The sequence below is a fragment of the Methylobacterium sp. ap11 genome (genome assembly GCF_900110515.1).
Taxonomy (GTDB): Bacteria; Pseudomonadota; Alphaproteobacteria; order Rhizobiales; family Beijerinckiaceae; genus Methylobacterium; species Methylobacterium ajmalii.
The window spans coordinates 92,854-113,724 of the sequence record NZ_FOEB01000002.1 but is presented as its reverse complement, the minus strand read 5'-3'; the positions used below and the strand labels follow the sequence as shown (position 1 = coordinate 113,724).

The 20,871-nt window shown below is 70.4% G+C and carries 20 protein-coding genes; 13 read left to right on the top strand and 7 right to left on the bottom strand.

Features of this window, described 5'->3' with window-relative positions; translation table 11 throughout:
- Positions 1 to 45: 45 nt before the first annotated feature.
- The gene (locus tag BMX97_RS03030; protein ID WP_060846763.1) at positions 46 to 567 is read left to right on the top strand and encodes a hypothetical protein; all 522 of its coding nucleotides are present in this window, start codon (positions 46 to 48) and stop codon (positions 565 to 567) included.
- Between the two features lie 103 nt (positions 568 to 670).
- Complete coding sequence (locus BMX97_RS03025) at positions 671 to 1,111, top strand: DUF421 domain-containing protein (RefSeq protein WP_091745310.1); 441 nt, start codon at positions 671 to 673, stop codon at positions 1,109 to 1,111.
- Positions 1,112 to 1,115: 4 nt separating this feature from the next.
- Here the strand turns inward: BMX97_RS03025 and BMX97_RS03020 are convergent, their stop codons facing one another.
- Entirely contained in the window at positions 1,116 to 1,742 is a 627-nt protein-coding gene (locus BMX97_RS03020) for a 2-hydroxychromene-2-carboxylate isomerase (protein ID WP_091745308.1), read from the bottom strand.
- Positions 1,743 to 1,930: 188 nt separating this feature from the next.
- Between BMX97_RS03020 and BMX97_RS03015 the strand changes: the two genes are divergently transcribed.
- A complete protein-coding gene (locus BMX97_RS03015) occupies positions 1,931 to 3,172 on the top strand; it encodes an argininosuccinate synthase (protein WP_091745306.1) in 1,242 nt (413 codons plus the stop codon).
- An 81-nt stretch (positions 3,173 to 3,253) separates the two neighbouring features.
- Here the strand turns inward: BMX97_RS03015 and BMX97_RS03010 are convergent, their stop codons facing one another.
- The 3 genes from BMX97_RS03010 to mtgA all read right to left on the bottom strand — a co-directional run bounded on the left by BMX97_RS03010 (position 3,254) and on the right by mtgA (position 5,548).
- On the bottom strand, positions 3,254 to 3,595 hold the full coding sequence (locus BMX97_RS03010; protein ID WP_091745304.1) for a hypothetical protein: 342 nt from the start codon (positions 3,593 to 3,595) through the stop codon (positions 3,254 to 3,256).
- Between the two features lie 145 nt (positions 3,596 to 3,740).
- A complete protein-coding gene (locus tag BMX97_RS03005; RefSeq protein WP_091745302.1) occupies positions 3,741 to 4,754 on the bottom strand; it encodes a DUF4424 family protein in 1,014 nt (337 codons plus the stop codon).
- Between the two features lie 74 nt (positions 4,755 to 4,828).
- Positions 4,829 to 5,548, bottom strand: a complete 720-nt coding sequence (mtgA, locus tag BMX97_RS03000; RefSeq protein ID WP_091745300.1) for a monofunctional biosynthetic peptidoglycan transglycosylase — start codon at positions 5,546 to 5,548, stop codon at positions 4,829 to 4,831.
- A 163-nt stretch (positions 5,549 to 5,711) separates the two neighbouring features.
- Between mtgA and BMX97_RS02995 the strand changes: the two genes are divergently transcribed.
- The 3 genes from BMX97_RS02995 to BMX97_RS02985 all read left to right on the top strand — a co-directional run bounded on the left by BMX97_RS02995 (position 5,712) and on the right by BMX97_RS02985 (position 8,612).
- On the top strand, positions 5,712 to 6,653 hold the full coding sequence (locus BMX97_RS02995) for a polyprenyl synthetase family protein (protein WP_048429210.1): 942 nt from the start codon (positions 5,712 to 5,714) through the stop codon (positions 6,651 to 6,653).
- Positions 6,654 to 6,725: 72 nt separating this feature from the next.
- Entirely contained in the window at positions 6,726 to 7,832 is a 1,107-nt protein-coding gene (gene leuB / locus BMX97_RS02990; RefSeq protein ID WP_091745298.1) for a 3-isopropylmalate dehydrogenase, read from the top strand.
- A gap of 201 nt (positions 7,833 to 8,033) precedes the next feature.
- Positions 8,034 to 8,612 carry an LOG family protein gene (locus BMX97_RS02985; RefSeq protein WP_091745296.1) on the top strand — a complete coding sequence of 193 codons (579 nt, stop codon included), beginning with the start codon at positions 8,034 to 8,036 and terminating at the stop codon, positions 8,610 to 8,612.
- A gap of 88 nt (positions 8,613 to 8,700) precedes the next feature.
- Here BMX97_RS02985 and BMX97_RS02980 read toward each other — a convergent pair whose 3' ends face one another.
- Positions 8,701 to 9,114, bottom strand: a complete 414-nt coding sequence (locus BMX97_RS02980; RefSeq protein ID WP_091745294.1) for a hypothetical protein — start codon at positions 9,112 to 9,114, stop codon at positions 8,701 to 8,703.
- A 98-nt stretch (positions 9,115 to 9,212) separates the two neighbouring features.
- Positions 9,213 to 10,121 (bottom strand): hypothetical protein, encoded by a 909-nt coding sequence (locus BMX97_RS02975; RefSeq protein WP_091745292.1) that lies wholly within the window; start codon positions 10,119 to 10,121, stop codon positions 9,213 to 9,215.
- 438 nt (positions 10,122 to 10,559) lie between these two features.
- On the opposite strand from BMX97_RS02975, the gene BMX97_RS02970 reads away from it, so the two are divergent.
- Together BMX97_RS02970 and BMX97_RS02965 are read left to right on the top strand one after the other, a co-directional pair.
- On the top strand, positions 10,560 to 11,594 hold the full coding sequence (locus BMX97_RS02970) for an aspartate-semialdehyde dehydrogenase (protein WP_091745290.1): 1,035 nt from the start codon (positions 10,560 to 10,562) through the stop codon (positions 11,592 to 11,594).
- 110 nt (positions 11,595 to 11,704) lie between these two features.
- Positions 11,705 to 13,246, top strand: coding sequence for an L-piperidine-6-carboxylate dehydrogenase (locus tag BMX97_RS02965; RefSeq protein ID WP_091745288.1), 1,542 nt, complete (start codon positions 11,705 to 11,707; stop codon positions 13,244 to 13,246).
- 271 nt (positions 13,247 to 13,517) lie between these two features.
- Here the strand turns inward: BMX97_RS02965 and BMX97_RS02960 are convergent, their stop codons facing one another.
- Positions 13,518 to 14,687 carry a M20 aminoacylase family protein gene (locus tag BMX97_RS02960; protein ID WP_091745286.1) on the bottom strand — a complete coding sequence of 390 codons (1,170 nt, stop codon included), beginning with the start codon at positions 14,685 to 14,687 and terminating at the stop codon, positions 13,518 to 13,520.
- Positions 14,688 to 15,037: 350 nt separating this feature from the next.
- Between BMX97_RS02960 and BMX97_RS02955 the strand changes: the two genes are divergently transcribed.
- The 5 genes from BMX97_RS02955 to BMX97_RS02935 all read left to right on the top strand — a co-directional run bounded on the left by BMX97_RS02955 (position 15,038) and on the right by BMX97_RS02935 (position 20,846).
- Positions 15,038 to 16,591, top strand: coding sequence for an ABC transporter substrate-binding protein (locus tag BMX97_RS02955; protein ID WP_244538278.1), 1,554 nt, complete (start codon positions 15,038 to 15,040; stop codon positions 16,589 to 16,591).
- A gap of 269 nt (positions 16,592 to 16,860) precedes the next feature.
- Positions 16,861 to 17,841, top strand: a complete 981-nt coding sequence (locus BMX97_RS02950) for an ABC transporter permease (protein ID WP_091745282.1) — start codon at positions 16,861 to 16,863, stop codon at positions 17,839 to 17,841.
- 16 nt (positions 17,842 to 17,857) lie between these two features.
- Complete coding sequence (locus BMX97_RS02945) at positions 17,858 to 18,802, top strand: ABC transporter permease (protein ID WP_091745280.1); 945 nt, start codon at positions 17,858 to 17,860, stop codon at positions 18,800 to 18,802.
- 5 nt (positions 18,803 to 18,807) lie between these two features.
- The gene (locus tag BMX97_RS02940; protein ID WP_091745856.1) at positions 18,808 to 19,791 is read left to right on the top strand and encodes an ABC transporter ATP-binding protein; all 984 of its coding nucleotides are present in this window, start codon (positions 18,808 to 18,810) and stop codon (positions 19,789 to 19,791) included.
- The gene (locus BMX97_RS02935; RefSeq protein WP_091745278.1) at positions 19,788 to 20,846 is read left to right on the top strand and encodes an ABC transporter ATP-binding protein; all 1,059 of its coding nucleotides are present in this window, start codon (positions 19,788 to 19,790) and stop codon (positions 20,844 to 20,846) included. The genes BMX97_RS02940 and BMX97_RS02935 overlap by 4 nt, the downstream gene beginning before the upstream one ends.
- Positions 20,847 to 20,871 lie beyond the last annotated feature (25 nt).

The window sequence follows — 20,871 nt, the reverse complement described above, 5'->3', positions numbered from 1 at the left end:
CGGCGAGACGCTGCCGACGGGGCGCCCGCGACGAGAGGGGTCCCGGTGAAGGTCATCCATGACGATCCGCCGATGCGCGAGGAGATCGCGGCCGGCTTCTATCCCGCCTTCGAGGATCGCTGGCGCCGGGCCGAGCTCGCCGGGCGCTGGCTGATGCTGGCCTTCGTGGTCGTCTGCGCCCTCGGCCTCCTCGGGCGCGGGCCCCTCAGCGAGCACACCCGCTCCAACCGCGACGGATCGATCGTGATCCACTACGAGCCGGTGGCCCGGTTCGGGGCGCCGACGATCGTGCGCCTCGACACCCGGGTGCCGCCCGGCGGCGATCAGGTCGCGGTGACGATCGCCAAGGAGCTCGTCGACCTGTTCGGGCTCGAGAGCATCACGCCACGGCCCCAGACCTGGCAGGTGGCGGGGGGCAACATCCGCCTCGTCTTCCCGGTGATCAAGGGCGAGACGCACGCGGTGATCCGCTTCACCGGCTCGCCGAGCTTCCGCGGCGCCGTCGATCTCACCGCTCGCCTCGACGAGGGCGAGACCCTGTCCTGGTCGCAGTTCGCGGTGCCTTAGGGCGTTTCACGATCGCGTTGCAATCGCGAAGCTCTCTAAGCCATTTTTTTGTCGCATTTTTTGCGACGAACCGGTTTCCACTTCGTCGGAAAATGCTCTAGCGATGAATACCGTCCTCAAGGCCGCGGCGGCCTACATCATCGTGCTGTTCGTGATCCGGCTGATCGGGCGCCGCACCGCGAGCCAGCAGGCGCCGATCGACATGGTGGTGCTCTTCCTGTTCGGCGGCCTCTCGGTCAGCGCCGTGCTGGGCGACGACCGCTCGTTCGTCGGCGCGATGAGCGCGCTCTTCACCGTCGGGCTGATGCACGTCGCGGCGTCGTGGCTGAAGCTGCGCTTCGTCTGGTTCGAGCGCATCGTCGACGGCACCCCGATCGTGGTGTTCCGCGACGGCCGCTGGAACGAGACCGCGATGCGCCGCCTGCGCATGCAGCAGGCCGACATCCGCACCGCCGCCCGCCAGGAGAAGCTCGACGACCTCGACAAGGTCGCGGTCGCCATCGTCGAGCGCGACGGCACGGTGTCGATCCTGGAGAAGGAGTAGAGGCTCAGCGCATCCCCGCCGGCCGCTCCCCCACCGCCCAGGCGAGCGCCTGCTCCAGCCGGTCGTTGCCCCAGAACAGTTCGCCGTCCTCGGTGAGGAAGGTCGGGGCGCCGAACAGGCCGCGGGACTTCGCCTCCTCGCCGATCGAGCGCAGGCGGCTCTTCACCGGCTCCTGGGTCGAGGCGCGGATCAGTGCCGGCCCGTCGAGGTCGAGGCCGTTGAGGAGGTTCGAGACCGCGGCGGGCTCGGCGATCGACTGGCCGCGGGCGAACTCGGCGTCGTAGACCGCCCGGACGTAGGGCCCGATCCACGGCTCCTCGGCGCCGTGGACCGCGACCCGGGTCGCCGCCAGGCTGTTCTGGGGAAAGCTCTCGGGGCGCACCACCGGCGGCAGGCCGAGGCGGGCGGCCTCGCGGGCGAGGTCGCGCCACATGTGGCGGCCCTTGGCCGGGTAGAGGTTGAACGGCGAGGAGGTCCAGCCCTGCGCGGCGAAGACCGGCCCGAGCAGGAACGGGCGCCAGCGCAGGGTGACGCCGGCGGCCTCCGCGAGCGCCTCGATCCGCATGGCGGCGAGGTAGGAATAGGTCGACGCGAACTCGAACCAGAATTCGAGCGTGGGCCGGCGCAGCATCGCACCCCTCCGTGTGGCTGAAGCCGGCACCTTCGCGTCCGCGCGCGCCGCCCACAAGCACCGGGCCGGGCGTCGCTTCGCCACGGGCCGGAGCGAGGAGTGCGGCAACGCGGTTGCACGCGGCCGGGCCGGGCTGTTAAGCCCCGGCGCGTTCACTCAGTTCCCTTTTCGCTCGAGGCCCGACCCGCATGTCCGACCAGCCCCAGAAGCGCGTGAAGAAGGTCGTGCTCGCCTACTCGGGCGGCCTCGACACCTCGATCATCCTCAAGTGGCTCCAGACCACCTATGGCTGCGAGGTGGTGACGTTCACGGCCGATCTCGGCCAGGGCGAGGAGCTGGAACCGGCCCGCGCCAAGGCCGAGCTCCTCGGCATCAAGCCGGAGAACATCTTCATCGAGGACCTGCGCGAGGAGTTCGTCCGCGACTACGTCTTCCCGATGTTCCGGGCCAACGCCCAGTACGAGGGCATCTATCTGCTCGGCACCTCGATCGCCCGGCCCCTGATCGCCAAGAAGCAGATCGAGATCGCCGAGCGCGTCGGGGCGGATGCCGTGTCCCACGGCGCCACCGGCAAGGGCAACGACCAGGTCCGGTTCGAGCTCGGCTACTACGCGCTGAAGCCCGACGTGACGGTGATCGCCCCCTGGCGCGAGTGGGATTTCCGCTCCCGCGAATCGCTGATCGCGTTTGCCGAGCAGCACCAGATCCCGATCGCCAAGGACAAGCGCGGCGAGGCGCCGTTCTCGGTCGACGCCAACCTCCTGCACGCCTCCTCCGAGGGCAAGGTGCTGGAGGACCCGGCGCAGGACGTGCCGGACTACGTCTACTCGCGCACCCTCTCCCCCGAGGAGGCGCCCGACACGCCGACGATCATCACCATCGGCTTCGAGCGCGGCGACGCGGTCTCGATCGACGGCGAGACGCTGTCGCCGGCCACCCTGCTCGCCAAGCTCAACGAGCTCGGCCGGGCCAACGGCATCGGCCGCCTCGACCTCGTCGAGAACCGCTTCGTCGGCATGAAGAGCCGCGGCATGTACGAGACCCCCGGCGGCACCATCCTGCTGCCGGCCCACCGGGCGATCGAGTCGATCACCCTCGACCGCGGCGCGGCGCACCTCAAGGACGAGCTGATGCCGCGCTACGCCGAGCTGATCTACAACGGCTTCTGGTTCTCGCCGGAGCGCGAGATGCTCCAGGCGCTGATCGACAAGAGCCAGGAGATGGTCACCGGCACGGTGCGGCTGAAGCTCTACAAGGGCGGCGTCCACGTCATCGGCCGCGAGAGCCCGAACTCGCTCTACGACCAGGACCTCGTCACCTTCGAGGAGGGCGCGGTCGCCTACGACCACCGCGACGCGGCGGGCTTCATCAAGCTCAACGCGCTGCGCCTGCGCACGCTCGGCCAGCGCAAGCGCAAGCTGGGCGCGTAAGCGAAAAAAGGCCCGCTCCGGCGACGGAGCGGGCCTCGGACAGGAAAGATGCGACCGGCGAGACGCCGGCCGCGCGGCGTCTTACGCCTCGTCCTCGTCGTCGATGTCGACGAGGAACAGGATGTCGACGTCGTCCTCCTCGTCCTCGTCCTCGGTCTCGCCCTGGCTGTCATTGGCGGCCTTGGGCTCGTCCTCGTCCTCGAAATCCTCGTCGTCCATCGAGTCCTCGAAGGTCTCGACCTCGTCCTCGGTCGCGGGGCGCAGCTTCAGCGACTCGACCTTGCCCGTCCACAGCGGGCGGCCGTCGCTCTTCATGGTGCGCAGGTCGTCCTGGAAACCCTCGACCTCAAGAAGCTCCCGGGCCCGCTCCTCGTTCGACCGGATGATGGCGACGGCCGTGCCGTCGATCTCGAGAGTGAACATCGTGCTTCCCTTTTCAAGGGCCGCGCCGCTCGGGCGGGCGGGGCCGTGTTACGGGGGGAAAGGCCGGCGCGCCAGCCCCGTTCCGGGCGGCCGCGAGGGAAAGTCGCATGGGAAAGTCGCGTGAGCCGCGGGGCGGCGGGCCGGCTCAGCGGATGCCGAGGGCTCCGTCGTCGTTCGAGACGATCAGGATCCGCAGGTCGGAATCCGGCGCGTAATCCGTCGCCTCCCACACGAAGGTGGTCGGCCCCGTCTTGCGCACGCCGGTGCGGCAGAAGCTGACGAGTGCGGCCGGGCTGCCCTTGTCGACCGTCAGGGTGAAGCGGCCGATGCGCCCGGCCCAGTTGCGCGCCGTCGTCACGATGTAGGGCACCTCGATCGCCCGGGTCAGGCCCTGCTCCTTCATCGGCGAGGCGGCGATCAGGCGCCGCACCCCGGCGAGGCCGGCCTCGTCGAGGCAGTAGCGGGCGCGGTAGGCGGGGGTGGCCGCCTCCTCGCGCGAGAGCAGGTGGTTGCCCGTGACGGGGGCGTACGTGTGGGAGACGCGCAGCTCGCGGCCGGCCGGGAAGGTCTGCTCCCAGTGGAACTTCGCCTCGCTGCGCCACAGGCCCTCCGCATCGGCCTTGGCCTCCGAGAGCAGGCCGGCCTTCTCCAGCTCCCCGAGCACCGCCGGCGGCAGGCGCGCGAGCGCCGCCGCCAGGTCCGCGCGCCGCAGCGGGTTGAGCGGCAGGCCGTGGCGGGCGAGCAGGCCGGTCACCTCGCTCGTGCCGAGATGGGCCCGCTCCTCCAGGAGCGGCATCACCGGCGCCCCGTCGACCGTCACCGTGAAGCCGACGAAGTTCGCCCGATCGGCATGGGGCAGGTCGAGCGCGCTCATCGAGAGCTGCGCCCCGTCGATGGCCGGCAGCGGGAAGGCGACCCGGAGGGCCTTGGGCGCGGAGGCGCGGTTGCGGAAGACGTAGTCGACCGTGATGCGGTCGAGGCCGATGCGCAGGTCCTCGCTGGCGAGCGCGATGTCCGGGTCGCGCACCAGCACGAGGCCGCCGGCGTCGAGGGCGGCGGCGCTGTCGTTGGCCCGGGCCGGCACGGGAAGCGACGCCGCCAGGAACGCGACGGCCCCGATGCCGGCGGCCAGGATCGCACGAACTCCGCTGCCCACCATCGCTCTCTCCCGTCTCGAAATGATCGCGACGTCCCGAGGCGGACGCCGCGGACCGATGCCTCCGGCACGGGGGGTCACGGCCGCACGCACTGGCTCAGGCCCCCGATCCCGCTCGTCCGCCCCTGGATCCGGTTCGCGATCGCCCGCAAGGCCCGGGTCGGGCGGCGCGGGTTGCGCAGGATGGGGTTCGGCAGGGTGGCGACCAGCATCGCCGCCTCGCTCCGGGTGAGGTCGCGGGCGGACTTGCCGAACCAGTGCCGGGCCGCGGCCTCGGCCCCGAAGATCCCCTCCCCCCACTCGGCGACGTTGAGGTAGATCTCCATCGTCCGGCGCTTGCCCCAGACCAAGTCGACCATCAGCGCCAGCGGGATCTCGAGGGCTTTGCGCAGGTAGGAGCGTCCCGGCCACAGGAAGACGTTCTTCACCGTCTGCATCGTCACCGTGGAGGCGCCGCGGCTCGGGCCGTCCTCGTCGTCGACGACGCTCCACAGCGCGTCCCAGTCGACGCCGCCATGCAGGCACAGGCGCTGGTCCTCGGAGGCGACGACGCCCTGGACCAGCGCCGGGGCGATCGCCTCCAGCGGCACCGCGATGCGGCTCACCGGCTGGAGCGTGACCCAGCGGCCGAGCATCAGGGTTGAGGGCGGGGTCAGCGCGCGATAGACGAGCGCCAGGACCAGGACGAGGACGACCGCCATGACGGGCACGAGGAGCACGGCGCGCAGCACCCGCCGCCCGCGGGCCCGCGTCGCGCTGCCGGCGACCGGCGCGTGGCTCGGCTCCAGGCGGCGCATCGGCCGCAGGACGTTCCCGTCCCGGCCAGCCCCGTCGCGGTCCGCCGTGACGCGCGGCTCCTGAATCCGACCCTCCTCTCGGCGTGCCCGTCGATACGAGGACACCATGACGTCAACGCGGGCCCCGCAGCACACGACGCCGGGCCGTCCCCAGGAAAATACGATGGCCGGCACCACAGGATACCCGCAGGCAGGCGATTTCACGGCGCGGCTCGCCGCCGTCGCCAAGAGCACCGAAGGCTTCCTCGCCGAGCGCCTCGGCGACGGCGTGCAGGCGGGCGAGATCGCCCGGCCGCCCCGGCTGATGGAGGCGATGCGCCACGCCGTGCTCAACGGCGGCAAGCGCCTGCGCCCGTTCCTCGCGATCGAGACCGCCCGGATGCTCGGCGGCCCGTTCGAGGGCGCGATGGCGGCCGGCGCCGGCGTCGAGCTGGTCCATTGCTACTCCCTCGTCCACGACGACCTGCCGGCGATGGACGACGACGACCTGCGCCGCGGCCAGCCGACCGTGCACAAGAAGTACGACGAGGCGACCGCGATCCTGGTCGGCGACGCGCTCCAGACGCTGGCCTTCGAGATCGTCGCCGATCCAGCCTGGCAGGCCGATCCGCTGATCCGCTCCGAGCTGGTGCTGGGCCTCGCCCGGGCGTCCGGCCTCGGCGGCATGGTCGGCGGCCAGCTCCTCGATCTCGGGGCGGAGGGGCGCTTCGGCCCGGCCAACCTCGACGTCGATGCCACGCTCCAGCTCCAGGCGATGAAGACCGGCGCGATCTTGGCCTTCTCGGTCGATGCCGGCGCGCTCGTCGGCGGCGCCTCGCCCGAGGAGCGCCGCGCGCTCCTCGCCTACGGCCGGGCGCTCGGCCAGGCCTTCCAGGTCGCCGACGACATCCTCGACCGCGAGGCGTCCTCCGAGGCGATGGGCAAGCGCACCGGCAAGGACAAGGATGCCGGCAAGGCCACCCTCGTCGACCGCCTCGGCCTCGACGGGGCGCGTGCCGAGTGCGAGCGCCTGGTGGGCGAGTGCGAGACCGCGCTCAAGCCCTGGGGCGAGGCCGCCGCGACGTTGTGCGAGGCCGCCCGCTTCACCGTCGCCCGCAAGTCGTAGGCTCCTGACGGTCCCGCAGGGGGCTTCCCCCCCCCTGCCCTCCTCTCTCTACCCGGTTTGAAAGATCGCACCATGGCGACCCACAAGATCCTGCTCCTGCCCGGCGACGGCATCGGCCCCGAGGTCGCCACGGAAGTCTCCAAGGTCCTGGCCTGGTTCACCCGCGCCGGTATCGCCCGGTTCGAGACCGAGACCGACCTCGTCGGCGGTGCTGCCATCGACGCCCACGGCGTGCCGCTGTCGGAGGCCGCGATGGACCGGGCCAAGGCCGCCGACGCGGTGCTGTTCGGCGCCGTCGGCGGGCCGAAATGGGCCGGCGTGTCCTACGCCAAGCGCCCCGAGGCGGGGCTGCTTCGCCTGCGCAAGGACCTCGGCCTGTTCGCCAACCTGCGCCCGGCGATCTGCTACCCGGCGCTCGCCGAGGCGTCCGCCCTCAAGCGCGAGCTGGTCGAGGGCCTCGACATCGTCATCGTGCGCGAGCTCACCGGCGGCGTCTATTTCGGCGAGCCGAAGGAGATCGTGACCCTGGAGGACGGCCAGAAGCGCGCGGTCGACACCCAGGTCTACACCACCGGCGAGATCGAGCGCATCGCCGCGGTCGCCTTCGACCTCGCCCGCAAGCGCCGCAACAAGGTCGCCTCGGCCGAGAAGCACAACGTGATGAAGACCGGCGTGCTCTGGAAGGAGACCGTCACCAAGCTCCACGCCGAGCAGTATTCCGACATCGGGCTCGAGCACGTGCTGGCCGACAACTGCGCCATGCAGCTCGTGCGCAACCCCAAGCAGTACGACGTGCTCGTCACCGACAACCTGTTCGGCGACATCCTGTCGGACGTGGCCGCGATGCTGACCGGCTCGCTCGGGATGCTGCCCTCCGCCTCGCTCGGCGCGGTCGAGAACGGCACGCGGCGGGCCCTCTACGAGCCGGTCCACGGCTCGGCGCCCGACATCGCCGGGCAGAACCTCGCCAACCCGATCGCCATGATCGGCTCGCTGGCGATGGCGCTGCGCTACTCGTTCGGCCTGCTCGAGGCCGCCGACCAGCTCGAGGGCGCCATCACCCGCACGCTCGCCGCCGGCACCCGCACCCGCGACATCGCCGGCCCGGGCACCAACGCGGTCGGCACGACCGAGATGGGCGACGCGATCGTGCGCGAGCTGCAGGCGCAGGCGGGCTGAGAGGCGGTCGCTCCCTCCCGCAAACTCATCCCGAGGTGCCCGCGTCAGCGGGCCTCGAAGGAGGGCTCCAGAAGTCTCTGCGATTCCTGGAGCCTTCCTTCGAGGTCAATCGATCTTCGATCGACCGACACCTCAGGATGAGGTCGTGGATGGGATGACGTTCAAGCCGATCCTGGTTTTCGATCGACAGGGAGAACCACCATGCGCCTGTGCGTGTTCTGCGGTTCCAGCGACGGGGCCCGCCCGCTCTACCGCGAGGCGGCGACCGCGCTCGGGCGCCACTTCGCCGAGGCCGGGATCGAGCTGGTCTATGGCGGCGGCAAGGTCGGACTGATGGGGGCGGTGGCCGACGGCGCGCTCTCGGCCGGCGGCCGGGTCACCGGCATCATGCCCCAGGCCCTGGTGGAGAAGGAGACTGCGCATCGCGGCCTGACGGAGCTGCGCGTCGTCGCCTCGATGCACGAGCGCAAGGCGATGATGGCCGACCTCGCCGAGGGGTTCGTGGCGCTGCCCGGGGGGCTCGGCACCTTCGAGGAGATGTTCGAGGTCTGGACCTGGGCCCAGCTCGGCTACCACGGGAAGCCGCTGGCGGTTTTCAATGCCGGCGGCTTCTACGACGGGCTGCTGGGCTTCCTCGACTCCGTGGTGGAGGAAGGTTTCGTGCGCGAGCCGCACCGGGCGATGCTGATCGTCGGCACCGAGCCGGCCGACCTCGTGGCGCGGATCCGCGCCTACGAGCCGCCGCGGGTGATCAAGTGGGTCAAGGCGGAGGAGCGGTAACGGCCCGCCGCCGCGAGGATCGGGTGACGCGGAAACGGAAACGGGCCCCTTTCGGGGCCCGTCGTGCATCCGGATCGTGCCGCTCGGCTCAGTAGCCGTAGCGGGCCCGCGACAGCGGCGAGGTCGGATCGAGGTAGTCGACCGCCGAGAGGTCCACCGTGACGGCGGTGCGGCGGGCGCCGATAAACGGGCCGTTGGTGATCGGGTCGGGCAGGATGCCAGCGCCGCCGAAGCGCTCGCGGTTGGCGATGTAGGGCGGCGAGTTCAGGTAGGAGGCGGTGATGAAGTGCGGGTTGGTGGCCGGGTTGCCGGTCGCGCCCGAATTCGCCTCGACCACGTTGCCGGCATCGAGCCAGCTGCGCGGGCGCACCCGGATCGCGAGGCCCTGGCCGTCCTTGTAGCTGCGGATGACGTAGCTGTCCTGCGCCTGCGAGGCAGCGGTGCCGGCGCCCAGGGTCGCGAGGGAGAGAAGCCCGGTCAGGGCGAGAGTCTGGAAGCGCATGACGCACCTTTGCTGAACGTCGCCAGGGGTAGCGCCGTACCCGTTAAGAAACGGCGCCTATGGGGAAAAAGACGTGCGAGCGCGGCCGAGGTTCCGCCTCACGGCGAAGCCGGTCGCGAATGCCGCACTCTCGCCGCATTCTTGCGGATCGCCCGGCGGGGTGCCGGCACCGCCGCGGTGGTGGCCGGCTCCTCCGGCGGGCAGGCGGCCATGCGCGGGCCGGCCAGCATGGCGGCGACCGGCGCCGGCAGGTCGGCTCCCGGCAGCGCCGCGAGGCGCTCGACCGTGCAGGCGACCGCCTGCGGCTCGGGCAGCTGACCCAGGGGGGCGCAGAGCCAGCCTTCGAGCCGCAGGACGGCCGTGACCCGGAATGCCGTGCAGGCGCGCCGCCCCTCGCCATCCGCCAGGGTCGCGTCGACGGTCTCGAGGGCGCCGAACCGGCTCGCCACCTGGCCGCGCTCGCCGCTGCGCACCACCGCGAGGCCGCCGGCCTCCGCGGCCCGGCGCGCCAGGGCGACGAACAGGCTCCCCTCCCCGTCCGGTTCGGAGGACTCGGCGGCGACGAGGCGCAGGTACGGCGCCTCCTGGACCGCGAACTCGCCGGCCGTCAGGGTGTCCTCCCGCAGGCCCGGCTGCGTGCGGGCGCCGACGGTCGCCTCGCCGAGGCGGTAGCGGTCGGCTGCCGCCTCGCGCCAGGCCGGCGGCGCCACCGCGGGGGCGGCGTAGCGCGGCACGAAGGCGGTCGGCTCGGCGGCGCGCGGCGGGTCGGCGAGGCGCCGCTCGCTGGCGAGCACGCTGAGCAGCGCGATCACCCCGGCGGCGACGACGGTGCGCGCCAGGACGCGCAGGCGCCCGGCGCCGCGCGAGAGCCGGCGGGGCTCCGCGCGGCGCAAGGGCCGGGGCAGCAGCGGCTCGACGGGACCGATGTCCTGCACACCGATGTCCTGCACGAGGGCTCGGCCCGCCCGTGCCAGGGCGGCGTCGTCGAAGTCCGGCCTCTGTCGCACGGGCTCGCTCCTTCGGTTCGCGCAATCTCGCGAAACCAGGAATCGCATCGCATTTTAGCGATTTCCTTGACCGGGCCCGGCTTGTCCTCAGGCGGCGCGAGTCAGGGTGAACGGCACGCTAACGCGTGACGGGTCGCGGAATCTGTCGCCGGCTCCCGATCCCGTTCGCCATCCACCCCTTGACAGGTCGTCGCGTTCGGGCTGTTGCTGTGCGCGCTCGCGTACCCCGTCTCGGGTGCGCCTTTCGAGGACTGACCCCGCGCCATGCGGCTCGTGTCGACCACGACGAAACGCAAAGCCACGACGGCGATTACCGCCGCCGGCTGAAGCCTCGCGTCGTCCTCGGATCCCTCCCCGTCCGTGGCGGACGGAGGCCGGGCTCTCGAGAGCCCGCCTGAGATCGTCCGGGGAGGAGCATTCCGAACTGGAGCGATTGAGATGGGTTACAAGGTTGCCGTCGTCGGAGCCACCGGCAATGTGGGCCGCGAGATGCTCGACATCCTGGCCGAGCGCGCCTTCCCGGCCGATACCGTGGTGGCGCTCGCCTCCCGCCGCAGCCTGGGCCAGGAAGTGTCCTTCGGCGACAAGACCCTGAAGGTTCAGGCTCTCGACCAGTACGACTTCTCCGACACCGACATCTGCCTGATGTCGGCCGGCGGCGAGACCTCGAAGGAGTGGTCGCCGCGCATCGGCCAGCAGGGTTGCGTCGTCATCGATAACTCGTCGGCCTTCCGCTACGATTCCGACGTGCCCTTGATCGTGCCCGAGGTGAACGCCGACGCGGTGGTGGGCTTCACCAAGAAGAACATCATCGCCAACCCGAACTGCTCGACCGCGCAGCTCGTCGTGGCGCTGAAGCCCCTGCACGAGGCCGCCACCATCAAGCGCGTCGTCGTCGCGACCTACCAGTCGGTCTCCGGCGCCGGCAAGGAAGGGATGGACGAGCTGTTCAACCAGACCCGCGCGGTGTTCACCGCCGGCGAGGTCAAGATGCAGAAGTTCACCAAGCGCATCGCCTTCAACGTCATCCCGCACATCGACGTCTTCATGGAAGACGGCTCCACCAAGGAAGAGTGGAAGATGGTGGCCGAGACGAAGAAGATGCTCGACCCCAAGATCAAGCTGACGGCGACCTGCGTGCGCGTGCCGGTGTTCATCGGCCACTCCGAGGCGGTGAACGTTGAGTTCGAGCGCCCGCTCTCGGCCGAGGAAGCCACCCAGATCCTGCGCTCGGCGCCCGGCATCCTGGTCGACGACAAGCGCGAGAACGGCGGCTACATCACCCCGCACGAGGCGGCGGGCGAGGACGCGACCTACATCTCGCGGATCCGCGAGGACATCACGGTCGAGAACGGCCTGTCGTTCTGGTGCGTGTCGGACAACCTGCGCAAGGGCGCGGCGCTGAACACGGTCCAGATCGCCGAGGTGCTGATCAACCGCAAGCTGATCTCGCCCAAGCAGAAGGCGGCGTGAGCGCGACCGGGCTGTAGAAGCGGGATGAATCCCCTATAACTACCGACACCATGACCGGCCCGTCTCCCCTCGAGGCGGGCCGTCTTTCGTCAGACGCGGAGATTCTGCCCATGGCCCCGACCGTCCTGTCCGTCCGTGACGACACCCTGGCGGTGCTGGAGCGCCTCGGCGTCCCGGCCTCGGCCTTCGCGGCGGAAGGCGGAGAGGGCGGCCTGCCGGCGCGCTCGCCGATCGACGGCAGCGTGGTGACGACGGTCCGCGAGACCACCGCCGCGGAGGCCGAGGCGGCGCTGGCGCAGGCATCGCACGCCTTCCTCGCCTGGCGCCGGGTGCCGGGCCCGCGCCGCGGCGAGCTGGTGCGGCTGCTGGGCGAGGAGCTACGCGCCCACAAGGACGATCTCGGCCGCCTCGTGACGCTCGAGGCGGGAAAGATCCTCTCGGAGGGCCTCGGCGAGGTCCAGGAGATGATCGACATCTGCGACTTCGCGGTCGGCCTGTCGCGGCAATTGCATGGGCTCACCATCGCCACCGAGCGGCCGGACCACCGGATGATGGAGGTCTGGCACCCGCTGGGCGTCTGCGGCGTCATCACGGCGTTCAACTTCCCCGTCGCGGTGTGGTCGTGGAATGCGGCGTTGGCGCTGGTCTGCGGCGATCCGGTGATCTGGAAGCCGTCCGAGAAGACCTCCCTTACCGCGCTCGCCGTCCACGCGCTCGCCGCGAAGGCGGTGAAGCGCTTCGGGTCGGACGCGCCCGACGGCCTGCTCGGCCTCCTGATCGGCGGCCGGGAGCTCGGCGAGCGGCTGGTCGAGGACGAGCGGGTGGCGCTCGTCTCCGCCACCGGCTCGACCGCGATGGGCCGGCAGGTCGCCCCGAAGCTCGCCGCCCGCTTCGCCCGGGCGATCCTGGAGCTCGGCGGCAACAACGCCGCCATCGTGGCGCCGTCGGCCGATCTCGACCTGGCACTCCGCGCCATCGCCTTCGCGGCGATGGGCACCGCCGGCCAGCGCTGCACCACCCTGCGGCGGCTCTTCGTGCACGAGAGCGTCTACGATGCGCTGGTACCGCGGCTGAAGGCCGCCTACGGCTCGGTGCGGATCGGCGATCCGCGCGACCCCGCCACCCTGATCGGCCCGCTGATCGACGTTCATGCCGCCGACGGCATGGCGCGCGCCCTCGACGAGGCCCGCGCCATCGGCGGCACGGTGCATGGCGGCGAGCGCCTGCGCGACATCCGCGGCGAGGCGGCGGCCTATGTCCGCCCGGCGCTCGTCGAGATGCCCGAGCAGACCGGCCCGATGCGCCGCGAGACCTTCGCGCCGATCCTCTACGTGACCCGCTACACCGATCTCGACGAGGCGATCACCGCCCAGAACGCGGTCGCGGCCGGCCTGTCCTCGTCGATCTTCACCCGTGACCTGTCGGAGGCCGAGATCTTCCTGTCGGCGTCGGGCTCCGATTGCGGCATCGCCAACGTCAATATCGGCCCGTCCGGCGCCGAGATCGGCGGCGCCTTCGGCGGCGAGAAGGAGACCGGCGGCGGCCGCGAGGCGGGCTCGGATTCCTGGAAGGCCTACATGCGGCGCGCCACCAACACCATCAACTACGGCAAGACCCTGCCGCTGGCGCAGGGAGTGACGTTCGAGGTGTGAGAGCCCGCTTGACTTGAGCAGAAGATTTTGCCCGACTCTAGACCTCATCCTGAGGTGTCAGTCCATCGAAGATGGCCTGACCTCAAAGGACGGCTTCAGGGATCACTACGCCCGCTAGAGGCCTCCTTCGAGGTCAGTCGATTTTCAATCGACCGACACCTCAGGATGAGGTTGCGTGTAGGAGGCAAGATCATCCGTTAAGCTATTGCGTGTGTCGAACAGGCCCTGAGAAACACGGCCCGGCGCCGCCGCGGCGGCGGGCCGTTCCGGCTCACGCCGCCGGCATCGCCCGCTCGATCATCCGGGCGAACAGCGAGACGCCGTAGGGCGTCGCCTGGTCGTTGAAGTCGTAGGCCGGGTGGTGCAGGCCCGCACCCGGGCCGGTGCCGAGGAAGATGTAGGCGCCGGGCCGGGCGTTCAGCATGTAGGAAAAGTCCTCCGCGCCCATCATCGGGGCGACCGCCCGCTCCACCGCGCCCTCGCCCGAGACCTCGGCGGCGATGTCGGCCATGAAGCCGGCGCGCTCCCCGTCGTTGACGGTCACCGGGTAGCCGCGGCCGTAATCGGCGCTCGCGGTGGCGCCGAAGGCGGCGGCGATGTTCGAGGCCACCTGGCCGATGCGCGCCTCGCACAGGTCGCGGACCGATTCCGAGAGCGTGCGCACCGTGCCGTTGAGGATCGCGGTCTCCGGGATCACGTTGAAGGCGTCGCCGGCCTTGACCTGGGTGATCGAGATCACCGCCGATTCCACCGGGTCGACGGTGCGTGCGGCGATCGATTGCAGCGCCGTGACGATGTGGGAGGCGACGAGCACCGGGTCGATGCAGTTGTGGGGCGCCGCCGCGTGGCCGCCCTTGCCGCGCACCGTGATGGTGATCCGGTCGGCCGCCGCCATGATCGCGCCCGGGCGGATCGCGAAATGGCCCAGCGGCAGGCCCGGCATGTTGTGCAGGCCGTAGACCTCCTGGATGCCGAAGCGCTCCATCAGGCCGTCCTTCAGCATCTCGTCGGCGCCGCCGCCGCCTTCTTCCGCCGGCTGGAAGATCACCACCGCGGTGCCGTCGAAGTTGCGGGTCTCGGCGAGGTACTTGGCGGCCCCGAGCAGCATCGCGGTGTGGCCGTCGTGGCCGCAGGCGTGCATCTTGCCCGGCACCGTCGAGCGGTGGGCGACGCCGCTCGTCTCCTCGATCGGCAGGGCGTCCATGTCGGCGCGCAGGGCCACTACCTTGCCCGAGCCGCCGCTGCGGCCGCGGATGACGCCGACGACGCCGGTCTTGCCCAGCCCCGTCACCACCTCGTCGCAGCCGAAGGCCCGCAGCCGCTCGGCCACCAGGCCGGAGGTGCGGTCGAGGGCGAACAGCAGCTCGGGATGCTGGTGGAAGTCGCGGCGCCAGGCCGTGATCTCGTCGGTGAGGGCGGCGACGCGGTTGATGACGGGCATGTGACGATACGCTCGTGTGGGGGGCGGAAAACGGACGCGCAGGATGCAACAGGCAGACCGGCGCGCGGTCAACTCCCTCCGGGCGTTCGCGAATGGCGCGGGCCCGGCGCCCGGCGCATGACCTCGCCCGGTTGGCCCGAGATTTGTTAGAGCTGCGCGATCGTGCCGGCCCCGCGGGACGTCCTGCGAGACGAACCGGGGACGATGCATCATTTTTCATCAATCCGGCGTCGCGTGCGGCGCCGGAAGGCTCTAGTAAGAGCCTCAGCGTCCCCCGCGGAGTGTGCCCGTCGATGTCGTTCGTGAAGTCCCGCCCGCTGCTGGCCTGCCTGACCGCCGCCACCGCCCTGATGGCGGTGGCCGGTGCCGCGCCGGCCTCGGCCGCCAACACCTTCCGGTTCGCCTTCCAGGGCGACCTCAAGTCCCTCGACCCGTACACCCTGAAGGAGACGTTCACGATCGCGGCGCACGGCGCGGTCTACGAGTCCCTCGTCACCCGCGACAAGGACCTGAAGCTGGTCCCGGGCCTCGCGGAGTCCTGGGAGACCCCGGAGCCGACCCGCTACCGATTCAAGCTGCGTAAGAACGTCAAGTTCCACGACGGCTCGCCCTTCACCGCCGACGACGTGATCTTCTCCGCCGAGCGCGTGCGGGCGCCGGGCTCCAACTTCCAGACCAACGTGCCGGCGGACGCCACCTTCGTGAAGGTGGACGACCACACCGTCGACATGGTGCTGAAGAACCCCAACCCCATCGCCCTGTACCAGTTCGGCGGCTGGTACATCATGTCGAAGACCTGGGCCGAGAAGCACGATGCCCTGAAGCCCACCCCGGTCGCGGCCTCGGCCCCGAGCTACGCGGCGCTCCACGAGAACGGCACCGGCCCGTTCACCATCACCGAGCACCAGCCCGGCGTGCGCACGGTGTTCAAGAAGTTCGACGGCTACTGGGGCAAGGTCGACTCGAACCTCGACGAGGCGATCTTCACCACGATCAGCAACGACGCCACCCGCGTCGCCGCGCTGATCTCGGGCGAGGTCGACTGGGTCGACCCTGTGCCGCTCCAGGACCAGAGCCGGGTGAGTTCCAGCCCCAACGCCGTGGTGGTGAACGCGCCCGAGCTGCGCACGATCTATCTCGGCATGGACCAGACCAGCGACGAGCTGCGCGGCTCGAACGTGAAGGGCAAGAACCCGTTCAAGGACGTGCGGGTGCGCGAGGCGTTCTTCCGCGCCATCGACGAGGACGCGATCGTCAAGCGCGTCATGCGCGGCCAGGCGACCCCGGCCGCCCTGCTCATCGCCCCGCCGCTCTTCCCGCTCGCCGGCGAATTCAAGCGCCCGGCCTACGACCCGAACAAGGCCAAGGCGCTGCTCGCCGAGGCCGGCTACCCCAACGGCTTCGAGGTGCCCCTCGACTGCCCGAACGACCGCTACGTCAACGACGAGGCGATCTGCCAGGCCGTGACCTCGATGCTCGCCCGCGTCGGCGTCAAGGTGAACCTGATCGCCCAGCCCAAGGCGAAGTATTTCGCCAAGATCCTGAAGCCCGCCTTCGACACCTCGTTCTACATGCTGGGGTGGACGCCGTCGTCGATGGACTCGCACAACATCCTGTACGAGATCGCCGGCTGCCGGAACGACAAGGCCTCGCCGCGCGGCACCACCAACCTCGGGAACTACTGCAACCCGAAGGTCGATGCGCTGGCCGACAAGATCGAGCGCGAGACCGACCAGGAGGCCCGCAACCTGCTGATCAAGCAGGCCTACGAGATCGTCATGAATGACTGGGGCTACATCCCGCTCCACCAGCAGGCGCTGGCCTGGGGCGTGTCGAAGAAGGTGAAGCTGGTGCCGCGTGCCGACAACCAGATGATGCTGTTCTGGGTGTCGAAGGAGCAATAAGGCGCCTCCCCGACCAGTTCGCGTGAAAGGAAAGGCGCGGGTCGCCCCTCTCCCGTGTGGGAGAGGGGCCGGGGGTGAGGGTGACACGCTTCCGTCTAAAGTTCGAAGCGTTGTGCTGGCAGCGGCACGTCCTAAGCGAGACTCAGGACCGTAGCACCCTCACCCCTACCCCTCTCCCACACGGGAGAGGGGATCCCGCGCTTTTCTCGTCCAGATCAGAACACCCGAGGCTCTCGCCCCGGACCACACGAGAACACAAGAACCCCCCCATGCTCGCCTTCATTCTCCGCCGCCTGCTGCAATCCGTCGGGGTGCTGCTGGCGGTCGGGCTGATCGCCTTCGCGATGTTCCGCTTCGCCGGCGATCCGGTGAACCAGCTCGTCGCGCCGGACACGCCCTATGCCGAGCGGCTACAGATCCGCCAGAGCCTCGGCCTCGACGATCCGGTGCTGGTGCAGTTCGCCCGCTACGCCGGCAACGCCGTGCGCGGCCAGTTCGGCAACTCGTACCAGTTCCGCCAGCCGGTCTCGACGCTGCTCGCCGAGCGTATGCCCGCCACCCTCGAGCTCGCGCTCTGCGCCACCCTGTTCGCGCTCACCGCCGGCATCCTGATGGGGGTCTACTCGGCGCTCCGCCGCGACAGCGTCGGCGCCAAGCTCGTCCAGGCGATCTCGCTCGTCGGCGTCTCGCTGCCGACCTTCCTGATCGGCATCCTGCTCATCTTCCTGTTCTCGGTGACGCTCGGCTGGCTGCCCTCCTACGGGCGCGGCGACACGGTGCGGCTCGGCTGGTGGACCACCGGCTTCCTCACCGCCTCGGGCTGGCGGGCGCTGATCCTGCCCTCGATCACCCTCGGGCTGTTTCAGATGACGCTGATCATGCGCCTCGTCCGGGCCGAGATGCTGGAGGTCCTGCGCACCGACTACATCCGCTTCGCCCGCGCGCGCGGCCTCACCACCCGCTCGATCCATTTCGGCCACGCGCTGAAGAACACGCTCGTCCCGGTCATCACGGTCGCGGGCCTCCAGCTCGGCTCGATCATCGCCTTCTCGATCATCACCGAGACGGTCTTCCAGTGGCCGGGCATGGGCCTCCTGTTCGTGCAGGCGGTGCAGAACGTCGACGTGCCGATCATGGCCGCCTACCTGCTGCTGGTCGCCCTCATCTTCGTGACGATCAACCTCGTGGTCGATCTCCTCTACACCATCGTCGATCCGCGCCTGCGCCTCTCGGTGCGGCGGGCGACGTGAGGATTGTTTAGAGCCCATGGCCTCCCCCGCCCTCCCCGCCGCGGCGCCGCCGTCGCGCCTCGCGCGCTTCCTCGACTCCGACCTGTTTGCCAACTTCAAGCGCTCGAAGCTCGCCATCGCGGCCTTCGTCGCCACGGTACTGTTCATCGCGCTGGCGCTGCTGGCTCCCCTCATCTCGCCGCAGAACCCCTACGATCCGGCGCAGCTCGAGCTGATGAACGCCAGCCTGCCGCCGCTCTGGTACGCCGACGGCCAGGCGCCGTTCCTGATCGGCACCGACGACCAGGGCCGCGACGTGCTCTCGGCGGTGTTCTACGGCATGCGCCTGTCGCTCCTCGTCGGGGTGCTCGGCGTGCTCCTGTCGGGCTTCATCGGCATCGGCCTGGGGCTGATCGCCGGCTATGCCGGCGGCTGGGTCGACACCATCATCATGCGCGTCGCCGACGTGCAGCTGACCTTCCCGGCGATCCTGATCGCGCTCATCGTCGACGGCGTCGCCAAGGCGGTGGCCGGCGGCCACATGGAGGCGAACGCGCAGATCGCCCTGATCGTCCTGGCGATCGGCCTGTCGTTCTGGGTCCAGTACGCCCGCACCGTGCGCGGCTCGGTGATGGTCGAGAAGAACAAGGACTACGTCCAGGCCGGCCGGCTCATCGGCCTGTCGGCGCCGGTGATCCTCACCCGCCACATCCTGCCGAACGTCACCGGCCCGGTCTTCGTCATCGCCACCATCAACCTGGCGCTCGCCATCATCACCGAGGCGACGCTCTCCTTCCTCGGCACCGGCCTGCCGGAGACGATGCCGTCGCTGGGCACGCTCATCCGCACCGGCAACCGCTTCCTGTTCTCGGGCGAGTGGTGGATCGTCGCCTTTCCGGGCCTGGCGCTGGCCGGCCTGGTGCTGGCGATCAACCTGCTCGGCGACTGGCTGCGCGACGCCCTGAACCCCAAGCTGCAATGACCGACATGACCCAACCCGTCCTCTCGGTGCGCGACCTGCGGGTCGAGTTCGCCACCCGCCGCGGCGTGCTGACCGCCCTCGACGGCGTCTCCTTCGAGATCAACCGCGGCGAGGTGCTCGGCGTCGTCGGCGAGTCCGGCGCCGGCAAGTCGGTGACCGGCTCGGCGGTGATCGGCCTGATCGACCCGCCCGGCCGCATCGCCGGCGGCGAGATCCGCCTCAACGGCGAGCGCATCGACAACCTCCCCCCGGAGGCGATGCGCAAGGTGCGCGGCAAGCGCATCGGCATGATCTTCCAGGACCCGCTAACCAGCCTCAACCCGCTCTACCGGGTCGGCCGGCAGATCGAGGAGACGATCCGTACCCACACCGACCTGTCGGCCAGGGCCGCCCGCCAGCGGGCGATCGACCTTCTGGCCGAGGTCGGCATCCCGGCGCCGGAGCGGCGGATCGACGGCTTCCCGCACGAATTCTCCGGCGGCATGAGGCAGCGCGTGGTGATCGCGCTCGCGCTCGCCGCCGAGCCGGAGCTGATCATCGCGGATGAGCCGACCACGGCGCTGGACGTCTCGGTCCAGGCCCAGATCATCACGTTGCTGAAGCGCCTCGGGCGCGACCACGGCACCGCCGTGATGCTGATCACCCACGACATGGGGGTGATCGCCGAGGCCGCCGACCGCGTCGCGGTGATGTATGCCGGCCGCGTCGCCGAGATCGGCCCGGTGGCCGCCGTGGTGGGCGATCCCCTCCACCCCTACGCCAAGGGCCTGATGGGGGCGATTCCCTCTCTGTCGCAGGAGACCGATCGCCTGGCCCAGATTCCCGGCGCGATGCCGCGGCTCTCGGCGATCCCGCCCGGCTGCGCCTTCAACCCGCGCTGCCCCAAGGTGTTTGCCCGCTGCACGGTGGACCGGCCCGAGCCCCTGACGGTCGGCTCGCACCGGGTCGCCTGCCACCTCTACGACGCGACCGGACAGGCCGCCGCATGAAGCCCGACATCAAGCCCCACATCGCCTTGAAGCCCGTGATCACGCCCCAGCCCGACTACGTGCAGGTCCGCGACCTGCGCCGCCTGTTCGACGTCTCGCGCCCCTGGCTCAACCGGGTGATCGAGCGCCAGCCGCGCCAGTACCTGCGCGCCGTCGACCACGTCTCGTTCTCGGTCGCCAAGGGCGAGACCCTGGCGATCGTCGGCGAATCCGGCTCCGGCAAGTCGACGGTCGCCCGCATGGTGGTCGGCCTGATGCCGCCCTCCGACGGCGAGGTGACGATCAGTGGCATCTCGATGACCGACCCGCGCCAGGCCGCCGAGCGGCGCCTCTTACGCCGTCGCATCCAGATGATCTTCCAGGACCCCTACGCCTCGATGAACCCGCGCTGGCGGGTCGACCGGATCGTCTCCGAGCCGATCCGCGCCTTCGGGCTCCTCAGCGGCGAGCGCGAGATTCAAGCCAGGGTCGGCGAGCTGCTGACCCTGGTCGGCCTGCACCCCGACGACGGCAAGCGCTACCCCCACGCCTTCTCGGGCGGCCAGCGCCAGCGCATCGCCATCGCGCGGGCGCTCGCCTCCGAGGCCGAGTTCCTGGTCGCCGACGAGCCGACCTCGGCCCTCGACGTCTCGGTCCAGGCCCAGATCCTGAACCTGATGCGCGACCTGCAGGACCGGCTCGGCCTGACCTACCTGTTCATCAGCCACAACCTCGCCGTGGTGCGCCACATGGCGAACCGCATCGGCGTGATGTATCTCGGCCGCATCGTCGAGATCGGCGGCGGCCGCGAGCTCTTCACCGCCCCGAAGCACCCCTACACCCGCATGCTCCTCGATGCGGTGCCGGACCTGGCGCATGTCGGACGGCAGCGCGTGCCGGTGCAGGGCGAGATCCCGAACCCGATCAACCCGCCGTCAGGGTGTACCTTCCATCCGCGCTGCCCGTTCGCGAATGAACGGTGCAAGGCGGAGGTGCCGGTGTTTCGGGATGGGGTGGCGTGTCATGCGGTGGAGGAGGGGCGGTTGATGCCGGGGGGTGTGGCGGCTGTGGCGTAGTACCTCGGTCCTCGGTCAGCCCGAG

Coding starts and splice junctions, on each gene's coding strand:
- BMX97_RS03025 (WP_091745310.1), top strand. CDS start 671: ATGAATACCGTCCTCAAGGCCGCGGCGGCCTACATCATCGTGCTGTTC.
- BMX97_RS03020 (WP_091745308.1), bottom strand. CDS start 1,742: ATGCTGCGCCGGCCCACGCTCGAATTCTGGTTCGAGTTCGCGTCGACC.
- BMX97_RS03015 (WP_091745306.1), top strand. CDS start 1,931: ATGTCCGACCAGCCCCAGAAGCGCGTGAAGAAGGTCGTGCTCGCCTAC.
- BMX97_RS03010 (WP_091745304.1), bottom strand. CDS start 3,595: ATGTTCACTCTCGAGATCGACGGCACGGCCGTCGCCATCATCCGGTCG.
- BMX97_RS03005 (WP_091745302.1), bottom strand. CDS start 4,754: ATGGTGGGCAGCGGAGTTCGTGCGATCCTGGCCGCCGGCATCGGGGCC.
- mtgA (WP_091745300.1), bottom strand. CDS start 5,548: ATGCGCCGCCTGGAGCCGAGCCACGCGCCGGTCGCCGGCAGCGCGACG.
- BMX97_RS02995 (WP_048429210.1), top strand. CDS start 5,712: ATGGCCGGCACCACAGGATACCCGCAGGCAGGCGATTTCACGGCGCGG.
- leuB (WP_091745298.1), top strand. CDS start 6,726: ATGGCGACCCACAAGATCCTGCTCCTGCCCGGCGACGGCATCGGCCCC.
- BMX97_RS02985 (WP_091745296.1), top strand. CDS start 8,034: ATGCGCCTGTGCGTGTTCTGCGGTTCCAGCGACGGGGCCCGCCCGCTC.
- BMX97_RS02980 (WP_091745294.1), bottom strand. CDS start 9,114: ATGCGCTTCCAGACTCTCGCCCTGACCGGGCTTCTCTCCCTCGCGACC.
- BMX97_RS02970 (WP_091745290.1), top strand. CDS start 10,560: ATGGGTTACAAGGTTGCCGTCGTCGGAGCCACCGGCAATGTGGGCCGC.
- BMX97_RS02965 (WP_091745288.1), top strand. CDS start 11,705: ATGGCCCCGACCGTCCTGTCCGTCCGTGACGACACCCTGGCGGTGCTG.
- BMX97_RS02960 (WP_091745286.1), bottom strand. CDS start 14,687: ATGCCCGTCATCAACCGCGTCGCCGCCCTCACCGACGAGATCACGGCC.
- BMX97_RS02955 (WP_244538278.1), top strand. CDS start 15,038: ATGGCGGTGGCCGGTGCCGCGCCGGCCTCGGCCGCCAACACCTTCCGG.
- BMX97_RS02950 (WP_091745282.1), top strand. CDS start 16,861: ATGCTCGCCTTCATTCTCCGCCGCCTGCTGCAATCCGTCGGGGTGCTG.
- BMX97_RS02945 (WP_091745280.1), top strand. CDS start 17,858: ATGGCCTCCCCCGCCCTCCCCGCCGCGGCGCCGCCGTCGCGCCTCGCG.
- BMX97_RS02940 (WP_091745856.1), top strand. CDS start 18,808: ATGACCCAACCCGTCCTCTCGGTGCGCGACCTGCGGGTCGAGTTCGCC.
- BMX97_RS02935 (WP_091745278.1), top strand. CDS start 19,788: ATGAAGCCCGACATCAAGCCCCACATCGCCTTGAAGCCCGTGATCACG.